This window comes from Streptomyces sp. NPDC016459, from assembly GCF_040632845.1.
Lineage (GTDB): Bacteria > Actinomycetota > Actinomycetes > Streptomycetales > Streptomycetaceae > Streptomyces.
In genome coordinates, this window is sequence record NZ_JBEYCR010000004.1 from 399009 (window position 1) to 413302 (window position 14294).

The 14294-nt window shown below is 73.2% G+C and carries 15 protein-coding genes and 1 pseudogene; 6 read left to right on the top strand and 10 right to left on the bottom strand.

What is annotated here, in order from left to right; genetic code table 11:
* The first annotated feature begins 52 nt into the window (after nucleotides 1-52).
* Nucleotides 53-3670, top strand: coding sequence for a cobaltochelatase subunit CobN (cobN, locus tag ABZ567_RS14240; RefSeq protein WP_360788537.1), 3618 nt, complete (start codon nucleotides 53-55; stop codon nucleotides 3668-3670).
* Nucleotides 3671-3714: 44 nt separating this feature from the next.
* Here cobN and ABZ567_RS14245 read toward each other — a convergent pair.
* Nucleotides 3715-4621 (bottom strand): annotated as a pseudogene (locus tag ABZ567_RS14245) (ATP-binding cassette domain-containing protein).
* Between the two features lie 189 nt (nucleotides 4622-4810).
* Between ABZ567_RS14245 and ABZ567_RS14250 the strand changes: the two are divergent.
* The gene (locus ABZ567_RS14250; protein ID WP_360788540.1) at nucleotides 4811-5686 is read left to right on the top strand and encodes an alpha/beta hydrolase; all 876 of its coding nucleotides are present in this window, start codon (nucleotides 4811-4813) and stop codon (nucleotides 5684-5686) included.
* Nucleotides 5687-5812: 126 nt separating this feature from the next.
* Here ABZ567_RS14250 and ABZ567_RS14255 read toward each other — a convergent pair whose 3' ends face one another.
* A complete protein-coding gene (locus ABZ567_RS14255; protein WP_360788543.1) occupies nucleotides 5813-6778 on the bottom strand; it encodes a helix-turn-helix domain-containing protein in 966 nt (321 codons plus the stop codon).
* A 308-nt stretch (nucleotides 6779-7086) separates the two neighbouring features.
* On the opposite strand from ABZ567_RS14255, the gene ABZ567_RS14260 reads away from it, so the two are divergent.
* Together ABZ567_RS14260 and ABZ567_RS14265 are read left to right on the top strand one after the other, a co-directional pair.
* Nucleotides 7087-7689, top strand: a complete 603-nt coding sequence (locus ABZ567_RS14260) for an MBL fold metallo-hydrolase (protein ID WP_360788545.1) — start codon at nucleotides 7087-7089, stop codon at nucleotides 7687-7689.
* A gap of 70 nt (nucleotides 7690-7759) precedes the next feature.
* Complete coding sequence (locus ABZ567_RS14265) at nucleotides 7760-8119, top strand: hypothetical protein (protein WP_360788547.1); 360 nt, start codon at nucleotides 7760-7762, stop codon at nucleotides 8117-8119.
* Between the two features lie 152 nt (nucleotides 8120-8271).
* On the opposite strand, the gene ABZ567_RS14270 is transcribed toward ABZ567_RS14265, so the two are convergent.
* Both ABZ567_RS14270 and ABZ567_RS14275 read right to left on the bottom strand, forming a co-directional pair.
* Complete coding sequence (locus tag ABZ567_RS14270) at nucleotides 8272-8550, bottom strand: SCO5918 family protein (protein ID WP_360788550.1); 279 nt, start codon at nucleotides 8548-8550, stop codon at nucleotides 8272-8274.
* Nucleotides 8551-8704: 154 nt separating this feature from the next.
* Complete coding sequence (locus ABZ567_RS14275; protein WP_030210008.1) at nucleotides 8705-8908, bottom strand: cold-shock protein; 204 nt, start codon at nucleotides 8906-8908, stop codon at nucleotides 8705-8707.
* Between the two features lie 451 nt (nucleotides 8909-9359).
* Between ABZ567_RS14275 and ABZ567_RS14280 the strand changes: the two genes are divergently transcribed.
* The gene (locus ABZ567_RS14280) at nucleotides 9360-10124 is read left to right on the top strand and encodes a DUF998 domain-containing protein (protein WP_360788554.1); all 765 of its coding nucleotides are present in this window, start codon (nucleotides 9360-9362) and stop codon (nucleotides 10122-10124) included.
* Here the strand turns inward: ABZ567_RS14280 and ABZ567_RS14285 are convergent.
* The 4 genes from ABZ567_RS14285 to ABZ567_RS14300 form a co-directional block, all read right to left on the bottom strand.
* Nucleotides 10117-10608, bottom strand: a complete 492-nt coding sequence (locus ABZ567_RS14285; RefSeq protein ID WP_360788557.1) for a DUF1801 domain-containing protein — start codon at nucleotides 10606-10608, stop codon at nucleotides 10117-10119. The genes ABZ567_RS14280 and ABZ567_RS14285 overlap by 8 nt on opposite strands.
* A 54-nt stretch (nucleotides 10609-10662) precedes the next feature.
* A complete protein-coding gene (locus ABZ567_RS14290) occupies nucleotides 10663-11292 on the bottom strand; it encodes a glyoxalase (protein ID WP_360788560.1) in 630 nt (209 codons plus the stop codon).
* Nucleotides 11293-11297: 5 nt separating this feature from the next.
* Complete coding sequence (locus ABZ567_RS14295) at nucleotides 11298-11744, bottom strand: AraC family transcriptional regulator (protein WP_360788563.1); 447 nt, start codon at nucleotides 11742-11744, stop codon at nucleotides 11298-11300.
* 79 nt (nucleotides 11745-11823) lie between these two features.
* Nucleotides 11824-12234: a VOC family protein gene (locus ABZ567_RS14300; protein ID WP_360788566.1), complete on the bottom strand. Its 411-nt coding sequence runs from the start codon at nucleotides 12232-12234 to the stop codon at nucleotides 11824-11826.
* A gap of 159 nt (nucleotides 12235-12393) precedes the next feature.
* Between ABZ567_RS14300 and ABZ567_RS14305 the strand changes: the two genes are divergently transcribed.
* Complete coding sequence (locus tag ABZ567_RS14305; protein ID WP_360788569.1) at nucleotides 12394-12696, top strand: DUF6213 family protein; 303 nt, start codon at nucleotides 12394-12396, stop codon at nucleotides 12694-12696.
* A 3-nt stretch (nucleotides 12697-12699) separates the two neighbouring features.
* On the opposite strand, the gene ABZ567_RS14310 is transcribed toward ABZ567_RS14305, so the two are convergent.
* Entirely contained in the window at nucleotides 12700-13062 is a 363-nt protein-coding gene (locus ABZ567_RS14310) for a DUF952 domain-containing protein (protein WP_360788572.1), read from the bottom strand.
* A gap of 195 nt (nucleotides 13063-13257) precedes the next feature.
* Nucleotides 13258-14250, bottom strand: coding sequence for an L-glyceraldehyde 3-phosphate reductase (gene mgrA / locus ABZ567_RS14315; protein WP_360788575.1), 993 nt, complete (start codon nucleotides 14248-14250; stop codon nucleotides 13258-13260).
* Between the last annotated feature and the right edge of the window lie 44 nt (nucleotides 14251-14294).

The window sequence follows — 14294 nt, forward strand, 5'->3', positions numbered from 1 at the left end:
CCCATACGACCACCCGGGGCGCGGACAACCCCGAGGAAGGCCTGCGCTCGCCATGCTTCTGCTGCTGTCGCACTCCGACACCGACCTGCTCAGCGCCCGCGCGGCGAACGCTGCCTCGGCCGGCGGCCCGGTGGAGTACCGCTTCGCCAACCCCGCCCGTCTCCCCCTCTCCGACCTGCCCGCCCTCCTGGACGGCGTCGACCTCGTCGTCGTCCGGCTCCTCGGCGGTCTCCGTTCCTGGGAGGAGGGCCTGGACGCGGTCCGTGCCGCCGGAAGGCCCGTGGTCGTCCTCAGCGGCGAACAGGCCCCCGACGCACAGCTGATGGAGGCCTCCACCGTCCCCATCGGCGTCGCCACCGAGGCCCACGCCTACCTCGCGCACGGCGGCCCGGGGAACCTGGAGCAGCTGGCCCGCTTCCTCTCCGACACCGTCCTGCTCACCGGCCACGGCTTCGAGGCCCCGGCCGCCGCCCCCACCTGGGGCCCGCTCGACCGGACCGCGCGGAACGAGAGCGGCCCGACCATCGCCGTGCTCTACTACCGCGCCCACCACATGAGCGGCAACACCGGCTTCATCGGCACCCTGTGCGACGCGATCGAGGACGCCGGCGCGCGGCCGCTCCCGCTGTACGTCGCCTCCCTGCGCGCCCCCGAGCCGGAGCTGCTCGACACCCTCCGGGGCGCCGACGCCATCGTCACGACCGTCCTCGCGGCGGGCGGCACCAAGCCGGCGCAGGCGCAGGCCGGCGGCGACGAGGAGGCCTGGGACGCGGGGGCGCTCGCCGCGCTCGACGTGCCGATCCTCCAGGCGCTGTGCCTGACCGGTTCGCGGTCCGCGTGGGAGGAGAACGACGAGGGCCTCTCGCCGCTGGACGCCGCCAGCCAGGTCGCCGTGCCCGAGTTCGACGGCCGCCTGATCACCGTCCCGTTCTCCTTCAAGGAGATCGACGAGGACGGTCTGCCCGCGTACGTGGCCGACGCCGAACGTGCCGCCCGCGTCGCCGGGATCGCCGTCCGGCACGCCCGGCTCCGGCACATCCCGAACGCCGAGAAGAAGCTGGCGCTCGTCCTCTCCGCGTACCCGACGAAGCACTCCCGCATCGGCAACGCCGTCGGCCTGGACACCCCCGCCTCCGCCGTCTCCCTCCTGCGCCGACTGATCGCGGAGGGGTACGACTTCGGGCCCGCCGAGGAGCTTCCCGGCCTGGTCTCCGGCGACGGCGACGAGCTGATCTACGCCCTGATCGAGGCCGGCGGCCACGACCAGGACTGGCTGACGGAGGAGCAGCTCGCCCGCAACCCGGTCCGCATCCCGGCCGCCGACTACAAGCGTTGGTACGCGACCCTCCCCGAGGAGCTGCGGACGCACGTCGAGGAGCACTGGGGCCCGCCGCCCGGCGAGATGTTCCTCGACCGCTCCCGCAACCCGGAGGGCGACATCGTCCTGGCGGCCCTGCGGCGCGGGAACCTCCTCATCCTGATCCAGCCGCCGCGCGGCTTCGGCGAGAACCCGATCGCGATCTACCACGACCCCGACCTCCCGCCGTCCCACCACTACCTGGCCGCCTACCGCTGGATCGCCGCCCGCGCCGAGGACGGCGGTTTCGGCGCCGACGCCATGGTCCACCTGGGCAAGCACGGCAACCTGGAGTGGCTGCCCGGCAAGAACGCCGGCCTGTCCGCCGCCTGCGGCCCCGACGCGGCCCTCGGTGACATCCCGCTGATCTACCCGTTCCTCGTCAACGACCCGGGCGAGGGCACCCAGGCCAAGCGGCGCGTCCACGCGACCCTCGTCGACCACCTGGTGCCGCCGATGGCCCGCGCCGACTCGTACGGCGACATCGCGCGCCTGGAGCAGCTGCTCGACGAGTACGCGCAGATCTCCTCCATGGACCCGGCGAAGCTGCCCGCGATCCGCGCCCAGATCTGGACGCTGATCCAGGCCGCGAAGCTCGACCACGACCTCGGTCTCCAGGAGCGCCCGGAGGACGACGGCTTCGACGACTTCCTGCTGCACGTCGACGGCTGGCTGTGCGAGGTCAAGGACGCCCAGATCCGCGACGGCCTGCACGTCCTCGGCGGCGCCCCGGAGGGCGAGGGCCGCGTCAACCTGGTCCTCTCCATCCTGCGCGCCCGCCAGATCTGGGGCGGTACGCAGGCGCTCCCGGGCCTGCGCGAGGCGCTGGGGCTCGACGAGTCGGCCGCGACCCGCACCACCGCCGACGAGGCGGAGGCGAAGGCGCGCGAGCTGGTCGAGGCGATGGAGGCGGCGGAGTGGTCCGTGGACGCCGTCCCGACCGTGGCCGCCGCCTACGGCGCCGAGGTGCACGCCGTGCTCCGCTTCGCCTGTGAGCAGGTCGTGCCGCGCCTGGCCGCCACCACCGACGAGCTGACGCACGCCGTGCACGCCCTGAACGGCGGTTTCGTCCCGGCGGGCCCGTCCGGCTCGCCGCTGCGCGGTCTGGTCAACGTCCTGCCGACCGGCCGGAACTTCTACTCGGTCGACCCGAAGGCCGTGCCGTCCCGGCTGGCCTGGGAGACCGGGCAGGCGCTCGCCGACTCCCTCCTGGAGCGCTACCGCACCGACAACGGCGAGTGGCCGACGTCCGTGGGCCTCTCCCTGTGGGGCACCAGCGCCATGCGCACCGCGGGCGACGACGTGGCGGAGGCGCTCGCCCTGCTCGGCGTCCGCCCGCTGTGGGACGAGGCCTCGCGCCGGGTGAACGGCCTCGAACCCATCCCCCCGGAGGAGCTGGGCCGTCCGCGCGTCGACGTCACGCTGCGGATCTCGGGCTTCTTCCGGGACGCGTTCCCGCACGTCATCGGCCTCCTGGACGACGCCGTACGGCTTGTGGCGGCCCTGGACGAGCCCGCTTCGGAGAACTTCGTACGGGCGCACGCGCAGGCCGATCTCGCCGAGCACGGCGACGAGCGGCGCGCCACCACCCGTATCTTCGGCTCCCGGCCCGGCACGTACGGCGCGGGCATCCTCCAGCTGATCGACTCGCGTGACTGGCGGACGGACGCGGACCTCGCCGAGGTGTACACGGTGTGGGGCGGGTACGCGTACGGGCGCGGGCTCGAAGGGCGCCCGGCGCGGGCCGAGATGGAGACGGCGTACAAGCGGATCGCGGTCGCCGCGAAGAACACCGACACCCGCGAGCACGACATCGCGGACTCGGACGACTACTTCCAGTACCACGGCGGCATGGTGGCCACGGTCCGCGCCCTGAAGGGCACGGCCCCCGAGGCGTACATCGGGGACTCGACCCGCCCGGAGACCGTCCGCACCCGCACGCTCGTCGAGGAGACCTCCCGGGTCTTCCGCGCGCGTGTCGTCAACCCGCGCTGGATCGAGGCGATGCGCCGCCACGGCTACAAGGGCGCGTTCGAGCTGGCGGCGACGGTCGACTACCTCTTCGGGTACGACGCCACGACCGGCGTGGTCGCCGACTGGATGTACGACAAGCTGACGCAGGAGTACGTCCTCGACCCGGAGAACCAGGCCTTCCTGAAGGAGGCCAACCCGTGGGCGCTGCACGGCATCGCGGAGCGGCTCCTCGAAGCCGAGTCGCGCGGCATGTGGGAGAAGCCGGACCCGGAGACGCTGGCCGCCCTGCGCCAGGTGTTCCTGGAGACCGAGGGCGACCTCGAAGGCGACGACGACTAGACCTGTACGGGGCGTGGCGGGCCGGACGGGACTCTCCGGGCGCGTCAGCTCATGACCAGGGACTCCGGGGCAAGTTCGAGACGGCGGCCCCGGAAGCCCGCCCGGAGCCGCCGGTCGTGGCTGACCACGACCAGCGTGCCCCGGTACAGCGCGAGCGCGGCCTCGATCTCCTCCACGAGCGCCGGGGCCAGATGGTTGGTCGGCTCGTCGAGGAGGAGCAGATCGGCGGGCTCGGTGACGAGCCGTGCCAGTTCCAGTTTCCGGCGCTGTCCCGTCGACAGGTACCGGACCGGGGTCGTCAGGTCCCCGGCGGAGAAGAGACCGAGCGCGAGCAGTTCGTCCGCGCGGTCCGCTCCGAAGGCCTCGCCCACCGTACGGGGGTCGGCGGGCGGGGCCGTCTCCTGACGCAGCAGTCCGACCCGGCCCGGGGCGCTCACGGTGCCGGCGTCCGGCGCGAGTTCACCCGCCAGGACCTTCAGGAGGGTGGTCTTCCCGGCGCCGTTCGGCCCGGTGACCAGGAGCCGCTCGCCCGCGTCCAGGTGGAGCGCGTCGAGCCGCAGCCGGCCGTCGACCCGTACGCCGGTCCGCGTATCCGGTGAGGTCACCGGTCACGGCGAGGGCGTCCTCGGCGGCGCGGATCGCCCGCTCCAGCTCCCGTACGTCCGCGAGGGCGTGGTCGACGGCGTCCCCGACGGAGGCGGTCGGGGGGAGGTCCAGGGTCTGGGCGAGGTGGCCGAGGCCACCGGGGGCGTCGACGGTCACCGTGCCGTCGTCGGGGGCCTCCTGTCCGGCGAGGAGCCGGAGGAGGGTGGACTTCCCGGAGCCGTTGTCGCCGACGACGCCGACGCGCTCGCCGGGGCGGACGGTGAGGGAGACCCGGTGGAGCACGGTCCGGAGACCGGTCCGGTGGTCGTGGCGCCTGCTGACAGCGATGAGTCGGACACGGAACAAGGGCTGCCTCCTGTACGCCGGGGAACGGAATGCAACGAGACGTCTCGTCTCGTTGCCTCCTCGAAGGTACGGCAGGCGCGGACCCTCGGCAAGACGTTTCGTCTCGTCCCGTCGCCGGGCGCTTCACCGATGAGTTCCGGCGGGGGCGGGGGTCTACCCCATGACCGTCCCACCACCGAGGAGAGACCCATGGCCGAGACCGACACCCGGACCCTGGACACCGCCGGCGCGACCCTGCGCTACGACGTGCGCCCCGGCACCGGGACCGACGACCGCCCCCTGATGCTCATCGGCTCCCCCATGGACGCGACCGGCTTCACCACGCTCGCCTCCCACTTCCCCGACCGGACCGTCGTCACCTACGACCCGCGCGGGGTGGGCCGCAGCGAGCGCACCGACGGCGCGGCGGAGTCACTCCCCGACGAGCACGCCGACGACCTGGTCCGGCTGATCGAGGCGCTCGGCTCCGGCCCCGTGGACCTCTTCGCCAGCAGCGGCGGCGCCGTCAACGCCCTCGCCCTGGTGGCCCGGCGCGGGGACCTCGTCCACACCCTCGTCGCGCACGAGCCGCCGACCGCGCAGCTCCTCCCGGACCGGGAGGCGGCGCTCGAAGCCTGCGCGGGCGTCCACGCGACCTATCTGCGGGAGGGCTGGGGACCCGGGATGGCCGCGTTCCTCGCCGTGACGAGCCGCAAGGGCCCGTTCCCGGCGAACCGGACCGACGAGCCCGCCCCCTCCCCGGCCGCGTTCGGCCTGCCGACCGAGGACGACGGCTCGCGCGGTGACCCGCTGCTCGGCCAGAACATCCGTGGCTGCACCTCCTACCGCCCCGACCTGACCGCCCTGCGCGCCGCGCCGACACGGATCGTCGTCGCCGCGGGCAAGGAGTCCGAGGGCGAGTTCGCCGCCCGCGCGGCGGCCGCCGTCGCCGAGGGCCTCGGCACCCCGCTCACCCTCTTCCCGAGCCACCACGGAGGCTTCCTGGGCGGTGAGTTCGGGCAGCACGGCGCCCCGGCGGAGTTCGCCGAGACGCTGCGCGCGGTCCTGAACGACGACCGGGACTGACGACCGGACGCGCGCCGGTCCTTCGACACGGGGCGGCGCCCGCCTGAGCTCCCGGTTGCGCGAGGCGGCGGCGGAGGCGCGTGGACATGGTCCGACGGGCGAGGAGTTCGCGGGACCGGCGCGGCCTCAGGCGGTGGGCGTACGGGTGAAGGAACGGCGGTAGGAGCGGGGCGGGACCCCCCGGCGCCGTACGAACTGGGCGCGCAGCACCGCCGCGCTGCCGAAGCCGACCGCACGGGCGACCTCCTCGACCGGGAGGTCCGTGGTCTCCAGGAGCTCCTCCGCGCGGCCGAGGCGCAGGGACAGCAGCCACGCGTGCGGGGTGGTGCCGGTCGAGGCGGTGAACCGTCGCGCGAAGGAGCGTCGGCTCATCAGCGCCCGCCGGGCCAACTCGGCCACGGGGAGCGGCTCGTGCAGGTTCTCCCGGGCCCAGGCGAGGACGTCGGTGAGCCGCTCGTCCCGGCTGTCCTCGGGGACGGGGGTGGCCAGGTACTGGGCCTGGCCGCCGTCGCGGTGGGAGGGGAGCACCAGGTCCCGGGCGATGGCGTTGGCGGTGGTGGCGCCGTACTCCCTCCGCAGCAGGTGCAGGCACAGGTCGAAGCCGGCGGCGGCGCCCGCGCCCGTGACGATCGGGCCCTGGTCGACGTAGAGCGCGTCGGGTTCGACGGTGACGTCCGGGTGGCGCTCGGCCAGGAGCCCGGCGAACCGCCAGTGGGTGGTGGCCCGCCGCCCGTCGAGCAGCCCGGCCGCGGCGAGCGCGAACGCGCCGACGCAGTGGGCGGCGACCAGGGCCCCGCGCGCGTGCGCCGCGGTCAGCGCGTCCAGTACGGCGGGTGCCGGGGGCGTACGGAACTCCGCCCAGGGCAGGGCGATCACCAGGTCGGCCGTCGCAAGCCGCTCCAGACCGTGCTCGACGACCAGCGGCAGTCCGACGTCGGTGCGGACGGTCCCCGGACGGTCGGTGCAGAGCGCGAAGTCGAAACGGGGCAGGTCCCCACCGCGCGCGTCGAAGACCTCGGAGACGATGCCGGCCCCGAGCATCCCGACCCCGTGCGGGGCGTAGGCGGCGACGGTCACGAAGGGCGGCTGCATGGGGGCGAGTCTGACACGCACGCGCGCGCGTGGTGCCGGAGGCCGGGCGCGGGGTGCCGGGCCCGGGGTCCCGATGCCGGGCGCGGCACCGTGGGCTGACATGCCCCCGCAAGCCCGCAAGCCCGCAAGCCCGCAAGCCCGCAAGCCCGCAAGCCCGCAAGCCCGCAAGCCCGCAAGCCCGCAAGCCCGCAAGCCCGCCCGTTCGTAGGCCCTCACCCACCGCCGCCGGAACACCCTGGCACGATTCCCGCGATGGGTGGCAGTGCGGCCACTCGTGCCGATCCGCGCCCGGCGGAAGACTCGGGGGCATGACACACCACGCCGACGCGCCGCGCGCCCGCACCGCCGCGTACACGATCCTGACCACCGGTTACACGCTCTCCACCGGCCCCGGCGTCGCCGCCACCGTCTCCTACGTACGGGACGGCGACCGGCACGTGATCGTCGACCCCGGCATGGTGGCGAGCCGCGACCGGATCCTCGGCCCGCTCGCCGCACTCGGGCTCGGGCCCGACGACATCACCGACGTCGTGCTGAGCCACCACCACCCCGACAACACCATGAACGTCGGACTCTTCGGCCGGGCCCGGGTCCACGACCACAAGGCGGTCTACGAGAACGACCGGTGGACCGACCGCGACGCCGAGGGCCACGAGCTGGCCCCGTCGCTGCGGCTGATCCGCACCCCCGGCCACAGCCCCGAGGACATCACCCTTCTCGCGGGCACCGAAGCCGGTGTCATCGCCTTCGTGGGCGACCTCTGGTGGCGCCCCGACGGCCCCGTGGAGGACCCGGTGGCCCCGGACCACACCGTCCTGAAGGACTCGCGCCTCCGCGTCCTCGCCACGGCCGACGTGATCGTCCCGGGCCATGGTCCGGCGTTCCCGGCGGACGACTCGGCACCTCGCTAGCGGGTCCGGGGGCACGGGTGTTCCCCCCGAGGCCGATGGCGGCGCCTGGACACCTCTAGAATCGGCTTTCATGTCGAAGCCTGACGAGCTGCTCGTTGACATCGCCGCCACGGTGGAGTCCACGCAGAGCAATCAGATGTCCCTGACCGTGGTCGTGGGGGGTGCGGTCCTCACCGGTCGGCTGGCCCCGGAAGCCCTCTGGAGACAGCGCGTCTCGGAGGTCCTGACGGACTCGGCCCGCCTTGGCGAGTTCTCCCATGTCTTCAGCCCCTCCGCCCGCGCGGAAGGGCCACCGACCCATCTGCACTTCCACCTCGCCCGGATCCTCCAGGGGACGGTGGGCATCCCGGAGACCGGCGGGATGTACCGGGTCGCCCTCTCGGACGTCAGCGCCTGGACGGTGGGCGACTTCCGCTACTCCGACCACTGATCCCCGCACGGGTGCGACGGCGGGCGGCGGCGGAGGAGAGCCGTACTCACGCGGCCGCGCCGCCCGCTCCCAGCGGGCGTCAGGAGACGCCAGAAGACGTCGACAGCCACCCGGAATCACATCGCCGGGTGTCCGTAGACGTCAGAAGGCGGTCAGATGGCGTCAGTGGTGTCCGACGGCGCGGCGGGCTGCTCGGCGGGGACGGTGAGGCAGGTGAAGCCGAGCTTGGTCATCGCGCGCACGACCTCACCCGCGCTGAAATCGCGGCGGTCCTGGCGGGTGACGACCTCACCCACCTGCTTCACGGGGAACTGACGGCGGCCGATGACGACGACGTCGCCGACGGCCGGCTCGGGCTTGACGCCCTTCATCGATTCGAGCACGCCGGCTTTGGTCAGCTCGAAGGGGAAGCGTGCGATGACACAGCGCATGGTGACTCCTGCGGAGAAGTGGTCCAGATACGGTACTGAAGGGGGCCGGGCAGGAAATTCCCGCAGCCCGGCGAGAGGTGCAAAGAGCTGAGGCCCGCACCCCAAAGGTGCGGGCCTCAGCTCGTCAGCTCGTGCTACGCGTCAGCGCCTGGCCTCAGGCGGGGACGATGTTCTCGGCGGTCGGGCCCTTCTGGCCCTGCGCGATGTCGAAGCTCACCTTCTGGCCTTCCTGCAGCTCACGGAAGCCCTGGGCGGCGATGTTCGAGTAGTGGGCGAAGACGTCGGGGCCGCCACCGTCCTGCTCGATGAAGCCGAAGCCCTTTTCCGAGTTGAACCACTTCACGGTGCCAGTAGCCATGTCATTTCTCCTTCGGGGCAGTGCCCGGAGCCCACACCCTGTGTGCTCCTGTCGCCGCGATGATCGCCCCGCCCGGAAAAAGCCCGGAAATGAAAAAGGGTGCCCAGCGCCGGAAGAACCGGAAGGGGCACTCGTACGTTCGGGACCCACAACTGCAACTGATATCGACACTAGCACGGTGGCGCGGGGTGCGCCCGGTGAAGAATTGCGACCACCCGCATCCCGTGTGTTTACATGACAAATTTTCACCTCGCGTCGCCGTGAATTCACGCGGGGCTAGCCCGCCCTATTCGCCCGCCCGGAGCCGCCGGCCGGGCCCGTCGGCGCTGGTGACGCAGGTCACGCCCCCTTGTCGATGATCGCGCTCCCGGAGGCAGGTCAAGAGTACGAGAACGCGGTCAACTCCCCACGCCCGCAGCGTTCCTGACCCGACGAGGAAGGCCCGACCGCCATGCCCGCCACGCCCGGCCCGACGCTCGACCCCGCGCCCGCCCCGACGCCCGCCCCCACGCCTGACACCACACCCGCCACCGCCCTCGGACCGGCCCCCGCCACCGTCCCTCCTCCCGCCACGGCCTCTGCCACCCCGCCCGCCCTCACGGCCGGTCCCCCGGCGCGTCGGCTGCTGCTCGGCGGGGTCGTCGGAGGGCCGCTGTTCCTCGTCGTGGGCCTCGTCCAGGGGCTCACCCGGGACGGCTTCTCCTTCACCCGCAACGCGATCAGCCAGCTCGCCCTGGGGGACCAGGGATGGATCCAGACGCTGAACTTCCTGCTCGCCGCCGCCCTGCTCGTCACCGGGGCGGTCGGCCTGCGCCGGACGCTGCACGCGGTCCCCGGCGGGACTTGGGCCCCGGTACTGGCCGGGGTGTTCGGCGCGTCGTTCGCGGCCGCCGCCGTGTTCCCCGCCGACGCGGGGGCCGAATTCCCGGCCGGCGCCCCCGAGACGCCCACGCTCAGCGCGCACGGCGCCGTCCACATGCTCAGCGGCATGGTCGGCTACCTCGCCCTGTGCGCCGCGTTCCTGCTCCTGGCCCGCGTCTTCACCGCCCGGGGCGACCGGGCCTGGGCCCTCGGCTCCCGCCTCGCCCCGGCAGCGGTAATCGCCGGCTTCGCGGCCTCCGGTGCCACGGTCACGGCCTTCACCGCCGGCGCGGCCGTGGGCCTGTGCTGGCTGTCGGCCGCCACGGCCCGCCTCCGCGCCGACGGTGTCAGCTGACGGCCTTCTCGACGAGCGCGGCGATACGGGCCTCGTCGGCGGCGCCCAGTTCGGTCAGGGCGAAGCTGGTCGCCCACAGGGCGCCCTCGTCGAGCCGCGCCAGGTCGCTGAAGCCGAGCGTGGCGTACCGCGTCTTGAACTTCTCCGCGCTCTGGAAGAAGCAGACGACCTTGCCGTCCTTGGCGTACGCGGGCATCCCGTACCAGAGCTTCGGCGCCAGGTCGGGCGCGCTCGCGGCGACGATCTCGTGGATCCGTTCGGCGAGGACACGGTCGGCGTCGGGCATCTCGGCGATCTTGGCGCGCACCTCGGCGTCCCCGTCGGCCCTGGCCTTGGCCGACCGTGCGTCGCGTCGCGCGCTCGCCTTGAGCTCCTTGGCGCGTTCCTTCATCGCCTCGCGCTCCTCCGCGGTGAAGCCGTCGTACTTCTCGCCGCCGCTCTTGCCGGCGCTGCTGCTCCTGGTGGACGAGCTGGTGTTCGGCATGACAGGTCCTCTCGGAAGGCCGGCCGGGTGGTCAGCCGGATGGTCGGATGACGGTCAGGAGGTGGCGGCCACGGCGGCGGCCTCCCACGCGAACCCGTCCGGGTCGGTGAAGGCAGCCGTGCCGTCGCCGCCGAGGACGACCCGGTGGGATCCCTCGCCGTCGACCGGGACGCCGGCGTCCTTGGCGAGGGCGCGGCGCCCGTACAGGGCGAGCTTGACGGGGCTGTCACCGGCGGCGGCGAACTCGACGTACTTCCTGCCGAAGCTCTTCGCGACGGTGAGGCCGTGCTCGACGTAGAACGTCCTGCTCGCCGCCACGTCCGTGGCCCCGAGGAGGAGGACGACCTGGTCGACGCGTCTGGTGGCCGGGCCGGTGTCCTTCTTCGCCGAGGTGGCGACCTTCCAGACGGTGCCGTCCGGGGCCCGGAAGACCCCGCCGTAGCCCCAGAAGGACTTCGAGACGGGCTTGAGGACGGTGGCGCCGGCGTCGAGTGCGGCCTCGACGAGGAGCCGGACGTCGCCGGGCTGGGACACCGTGAGCGAGAGCGTGAACCCGCGGAAGCCGGTGGTCGGCGCGTCCGTGGCCCGCAGGCGCACATGGGTGCCCAGACCGGAGGCGGTGTAGAAGCGGTCGGCGGCCTGGAGGTCGGCCACCTCGAGGGTGACGGATGCGATGGCGTTCATGGGATTCACGCTAGGCGGGGGGTGCCCGCCGGTGCTTCTCGATTCCTGACGGGTCGCGTCACCTGCTTGGCCACGCACGACGGCAGCCCGGCCCCGGCGTCCGCGACCTGACGCCGGTAGACGCTGGGCGGCACGCCGACGAGCTCGGTGAACCGGGTGCTGAAGGTGCCGAGCGAGGAGCAGCCGACCGTGAAGCAGACGTCGGTGACGCTGAGGTCGTCACGGTGCAGCAGGGCCATGGCGCGCTCGATGCGGCGCGTCATGAGGTAGGAGTACGGCGACTCGCCGTAGGCCTGGCGGAACTGCCGGCTGAGGTGCCCGGCCGACATGTTCACGCCGCGTGCGAGCGCCTCGACGTCCAGCGGCTGCGCGTACTCCCGGTCCATCCGGTCGCGGACACGTCGCAACCGGGCGAGATCACTCAGGCGCTGCGCCTCGTTCAGTGCGCTCATCCACGCAGGATGACACATGAGGAGAACCCTTTCAGCGGATCAACGGACCAACGGTTCGGAGCTCCGGGCGCGGCTCCTGTCAGCGGAGTTCCTGGATGCGGACGAGGTTGCCGGCGGGGTCGCGGAAGGCGCAGTCGCGGACGCCGTACGGCTGCTCGGTCGGCTCCTGGACGACCTCGACGTCCGCCGCCTGGACCTTCTCGAAGGTGCCGTCGAGGTCCGGGGTGGCGAGCAGGATCCAGCCGTACGTGCCCTTGGCCATCATCTCGGCGATGGTGCGCCGCTCGGCCTCGGTGATCCCCGGATCGGCGCCGGGCGGCGCGAGCAGGATCGACGTACCGGGCTGCCCGACGGGTCCGACGGTGATCCAGCGGGTCCTGCCCTGCCCGACGTCGCTGCGCACCTCGAAGCCGAGGGCGTCGCGGTAGAAGACGAGGGAGGCGTCCGGGTCGTCGTGCGGAAGGACGGTGGTGTGAATGGTGAGGTCCATGGCCACAAGCTAGTGGCGGGCGACCCCCCGCGCTTCTCGATTCCTGATCCACGGGCGGGCCCGTGTGTAGCGCCGACGGTCGCGGGCAACCGCCCCCCGAGGGCCGGACCACGGCACCCACGTCCCGTACGTCCCTGCTGCGGCGGAGGTCGGTTCACGATGAACGCGTCGAACGCCTCGAACGCGTCGATACCCCTGGTCTACGCCTCGCGCGGAGAGCTGCTGATCCCCGCGACGAAGGTGACCGGTCTCCTGCGGCGGGTCGCCGCGGGCTGGCTGCGGTCGGCCCGGGCGGGCGACACGGAACTCGACCCCAGGACCGCGCTGGCCCTGGCGCGGCAGCTGAGCGACCTGGCCGACCAGATCGACGTCGAGTGCATCGCGGTCAGACGTCCGGCGAGCGAACCCCCGCCGCGCGGAGGCGGCCGCCGGGGCAGCGGGGACGCACCGCCCCCGCCCTGAGGTTCAGGCGGGGTCGGCGAGGCCCGTGGCGCGCCCGTCCCCGTCCCACCGGACCTCCAGGACCTGGGTGACGGCTTCGCGGTCGACCGGCCCGAACACGTGGGGGAACAGGACGTCCGCGTCGACCCCGGGCGGCGGGACGGGAGCCGCCGCCTCGAACTCCACCCGGGAGGTGAGCCGGTCCTCGGCCAGGAGCAGCGCGAGGAGCGGCTTCGGGGTGTCGCGGTAGAAGGCGTTGACGACGGCGAGGGTCGTCTCCACGTCGGGGGAGCAGTGGACGAACCCCTCCTCCGCGAGGGAGGCGGGCGCGTACGGGGCGTCCGGGTGGGCGTTCCACTCGTCGGCGGTCACGACGTGGTAGATCATGGCCCATTTTCCCACGGTCCGCGGTGGCCGCCGTATCGCCCGGCCGTGGGGGCGGCTGCGGGGCGGACCACCGCTCCCGCGACGAATCAGGGGCGCCCCGGCTCTCGACGAATCAAGGGCCCCCGGCTCTCGACGACTCAGGAGCCCCAGGCTCTCGACGACTCAGGGGTGCTCCCGCTCTCGCAACGAAACGGATCAGGGGCGGACCACCGCGTCGATGCGGTCCAGCTCCTCCTCGGCGAAGTCGAGGTTGCCGATGGCGGCCACGCTGTCCTCGAGCTGGCGTGTGCTGCTCGCGCCGACGAGGGCGGAGGTCACGCGGCCGCCGCGCAGCACCCAGGCGAGGGCCAGCTGGGCCAGGGTCTGGCCGCGGGCGGCGGCGATGTCGTTCAGGGTGCGCAGCCGGGCCACGAGGTCCTCGGTGACGGCGTCCCGGTTCAGGAAGGGGCTGTCGCTCGCGGCCCGCGAGTCCTCGGGGATGCCGTCCAGGTAGCGGCCGGTGAGCAGGCCCTGCTCCAGCGGCGAGTAGGCGATGGAGCCGACCTGGAGCTCGTCGAGGGCGTCGAGCAGGCCCTCGTCCTCGGGGCGCCGGTCGAGCATCGAGTAGCGGGGCTGGTGGATGAGGAGCGGGGTGCCGAGTTCGCCGAGGATGCGGGCGGCCTCGCGGGTCTGCTCGGCGGAGTAGTTGGAGACGCCGACGTAGAGGGCCTTGCCCTGCTGGACGGCGGAGTGCAGGGCGCCCATCGTCTCCTCCAGCGGAGTCTCCGGGTCGAAGCGGTGCGAGTAGAAGACGTCGACGTGGTCGAGCCCGAGGCGGGTCAGGCTCCGGTCGAGCGACGCGAGCAGGTACTTGCGCGAGCCCCATTCACCGTACGGGCCCGGCCACATCAGGTAGCCGGCCTTGGTGGAGATGATCAGCTCGTCGCGGTGGGGCGCCAGGTCGGTCCGCAGGGCGTCGCCGAGGGCGGACTCGGCGGCGCCGGGCGGCGGCCCGTAGTTGTTGGCCAGGTCGAAGTGGGTGATGCCGAGGTCGAAGGCGCGGCGCAGGATGGCGAGCTGGGTCTCGGCGGGGCGGTCGGGGCCGAAGTTGTGCCACAGGCCGAGCGAGAGGGCGGGGAGCTTCAGCCCACTGCGTCCGGTGCGCCGGTAGGGCATGGCGGTGTAACGGTCGGGGTGTGCGGTGTACAACGTGACTCCAGGGACGGAGGGGGCGGTGGCTCCAATCTCCTCCG

What these genes read in the sequence shown, in the direction of transcription:
- cobN (WP_360788537.1), top strand. Translation starts at nt 53, where the DNA reads ATGCTTCTGCTGCTGTCGCACTCCGACACCGACCTGCTCAGCGCCCGC.
- ABZ567_RS14250 (WP_360788540.1), top strand. Translation starts at nt 4,811, where the DNA reads ATGGCCGAGACCGACACCCGGACCCTGGACACCGCCGGCGCGACCCTG.
- ABZ567_RS14255 (WP_360788543.1), bottom strand. Translation starts at nt 6,778, where the DNA reads ATGCAGCCGCCCTTCGTGACCGTCGCCGCCTACGCCCCGCACGGGGTC.
- ABZ567_RS14260 (WP_360788545.1), top strand. Translation starts at nt 7,087, where the DNA reads ATGACACACCACGCCGACGCGCCGCGCGCCCGCACCGCCGCGTACACG.
- ABZ567_RS14265 (WP_360788547.1), top strand. Translation starts at nt 7,760, where the DNA reads ATGTCGAAGCCTGACGAGCTGCTCGTTGACATCGCCGCCACGGTGGAG.
- ABZ567_RS14270 (WP_360788550.1), bottom strand. Translation starts at nt 8,550, where the DNA reads ATGCGCTGTGTCATCGCACGCTTCCCCTTCGAGCTGACCAAAGCCGGC.
- ABZ567_RS14275 (WP_030210008.1), bottom strand. Translation starts at nt 8,908, where the DNA reads ATGGCTACTGGCACCGTGAAGTGGTTCAACTCGGAAAAGGGCTTCGGC.
- ABZ567_RS14280 (WP_360788554.1), top strand. Translation starts at nt 9,360, where the DNA reads ATGCCCGCCACGCCCGGCCCGACGCTCGACCCCGCGCCCGCCCCGACG.
- ABZ567_RS14285 (WP_360788557.1), bottom strand. Translation starts at nt 10,608, where the DNA reads ATGCCGAACACCAGCTCGTCCACCAGGAGCAGCAGCGCCGGCAAGAGC.
- ABZ567_RS14290 (WP_360788560.1), bottom strand. Translation starts at nt 11,292, where the DNA reads ATGAACGCCATCGCATCCGTCACCCTCGAGGTGGCCGACCTCCAGGCC.
- ABZ567_RS14295 (WP_360788563.1), bottom strand. Translation starts at nt 11,744, where the DNA reads ATGAGCGCACTGAACGAGGCGCAGCGCCTGAGTGATCTCGCCCGGTTG.
- ABZ567_RS14300 (WP_360788566.1), bottom strand. Translation starts at nt 12,234, where the DNA reads ATGGACCTCACCATTCACACCACCGTCCTTCCGCACGACGACCCGGAC.
- ABZ567_RS14305 (WP_360788569.1), top strand. Translation starts at nt 12,394, where the DNA reads ATGAACGCGTCGAACGCCTCGAACGCGTCGATACCCCTGGTCTACGCC.
- ABZ567_RS14310 (WP_360788572.1), bottom strand. Translation starts at nt 13,062, where the DNA reads ATGATCTACCACGTCGTGACCGCCGACGAGTGGAACGCCCACCCGGAC.